Annotated in this window: 2 protein-coding genes and 1 pseudogene; all 3 read right to left on the bottom strand. The window is 71.5% G+C overall.

The features are described 5' to 3' along the window. Positions 1–277 (bottom strand): annotated as a pseudogene (locus FL311_RS42865) (PAS domain-containing sensor histidine kinase); the annotation flags it as partial. Continuing rightward, complete coding sequence (locus FL311_RS42860; protein ID WP_141333406.1) at positions 274–1,725, bottom strand: sigma-54 dependent transcriptional regulator; 1,452 nt, start codon at positions 1,723–1,725, stop codon at positions 274–276. The gene FL311_RS42860 and the pseudogene FL311_RS42865, both read right to left, overlap by 4 nt. Positions 1,726–1,758: 33 nt before the next feature. Continuing rightward, positions 1,759–1,962: hypothetical protein (locus FL311_RS44675; RefSeq protein ID WP_194869632.1), on the bottom strand; the 204-nt coding region annotated here is incomplete at its 5' end.

The raw sequence follows: 1,962 nt of genomic DNA, 5'->3' as shown, positions 1-1,962 counted from the left end.
CCCGAGCCCCCCGCCCGCGCGTCGAATAGTCCCCCTCGCGCAGCGCGGCCAAGAGGTTCGCCACAGCGTGCAGCGGCCGCATCACCCGCTCGCGCACCAGGAGCCCCACGCCCAGGAAGATGCCCACCACCAGCGTGGTGAGCGTCCAGCGGACCTTCGACGAGAAGTCTCCCGTCCACACCAGCGCGAGCGACGCCACCCCGCCCGGCAGTCCCGCCAGCCACGTCAGGGCCAGCACCTGCAGGTCATGTGGCCAGGGCCCGCGCTCGCGCCTCACCTTGCTCCCTTGATGCCGTAGTACTGGAGCCGACGGTACAGCGCGCTGCGCGACAGGCCCAGCCCCTTCGCCGCCTCGCTCACGTTGCCCTCGTGCCGCGCCAGCGCCCGCTCGATGAGGTAGCGCTCCACCTCCTCCAGCGTCATCTCCTCCAGCCGCGACAGCCCCTCACGCCCCGCCCGGCGGAGCAGCAAATCCTCCGCCGTCACCTCGTCGCCCACCGCCATCAGCAGCGAGCGCTCCACCGCGTGCTCCAGCTCGCGCACGTTGCCCGGCCACGGATAGGACAAGAGCGCCTCCAGCGCCCCCGCCGACATCCGCACGTCATGGCGCCCGTAGCGCTTGCCGTGCTCGGCCAGGAAGTGCGCCGCCAGCAGCGGGATGTCCTCGCGCCGCTCACGCAAGGCCGGCAGCGGCACCTCCACCGTGTTGAGGCGGTACAGCAGGTCCTCGCGGAAGCGGCCCTCAGCCACCGCCTTGGGCAGGTCCACGTTCGTCGCGCTCACCACCCGCACGTCCACCCGCCGCGTCTTCGACGAGCCCACCGGGTGCAGCTCGCCCGTCTGCAGCACGCGCAAGAGCTTCGCCTGCTGCGACAGCGGCATGTTCCCGATTTCGTCCAGGAACAGCGTGCCGCCGTCCGCCAGCTCGAAGCAGCCGATGCGGTCCGTCTTCGCGTCCGTGAAGGCGCCCTTCACGTGGCCGAACAGCTCGCTCTCGAAGACCCCCTCCGACAGCCCGCCGGAGTTCACCGCCACGAAGGCCCGGTCCGCGCGCGTGGAGGACGCGTGCAGCAGCCTGGCCACCACCTCCTTGCCCGTGCCGTGCTCACCCGTCACCAGCACGTTGGCGGCCGACGGGGCCACGCGCTCAATCATGCGGCGCACCGGCATCATCGCGCGCGACTCGGAGACCAGGTTCGGCAGCCCACCCTGTTCCCGGCGCAGGTGCTGGTTCTCCTCCTCCAGCCGGCGGCTGCGCTTGAGCGCGCGGCTCAGCTCCAGTTGGGTGCGCAGCGTGGCCAGCAGCCGCGTGTTGTCCCACGGCTTCTGCACGTAGTCGCGCGCGCCGCCGCGCATGGCCTCCACCGCGCCCTCCACGCTGCTCCACGCCGTCATCACCACCACCGGCAGCGACGCGTCCTGAGCGCGGATGCGGCCGAGCAGGTCCATGCCCTCCTTCCCGGACGTCGTGTCGCGCGCGTAGTTCAGGTCCATCAGGACCAGGTCCACGTCCTCGGCCTCCAGCGTGGCGAGCGCTCCCGCGGGCGACTGCGCGGTGACGACGGTGTGTCCGTCACGCTTGAGCAGCAGGCGCAGGGCCTCCAGCACGTCGGCCTGGTCGTCGGCAATCAGGATGCGCGAGGGCCTCGCCGCAGCCACCGGGGCCGGTGGCGGAGGAACAGGGGTGGGAACGGAAACGGAGAGTGATTCGGACACGGAGGTCATCCAGGAGAAAGAGAGTGCCAGAAAGGAAGGGACTCAGCCGCGACGAAGCACCGACGCGGGGTCCACGCTCGCCGCCCTGCGAGCCGGAAGCCAGCTCGCCAGCCAGGCGGTCCCCAGGAGCAACAGCGCCACGCCCGCCAACACCGGAACATCCAGCGCGCCCATGCCATACAGCAGCCCTTCCATGATGCGATGGGCCGCCAGCGCGCCCACCAGGCCCAGGCCCAACCCCAGCCC

This window comes from Myxococcus sp. AB025B (genome assembly GCF_006518215.1).
Lineage (GTDB): Bacteria > Myxococcota > Myxococcia > Myxococcales > Myxococcaceae > Myxococcus > Myxococcus fulvus.
The sequence above is the reverse complement of the archived record's forward strand: the minus strand, read 5'-3'. Positions and strand labels throughout refer to the sequence as shown.

Coding starts and splice junctions, on each gene's coding strand:
- FL311_RS42860 (WP_141333406.1), bottom strand. CDS start 1,725: ATGACCTCCGTGTCCGAATCACTCTCCGTTTCCGTTCCCACCCCTGTT.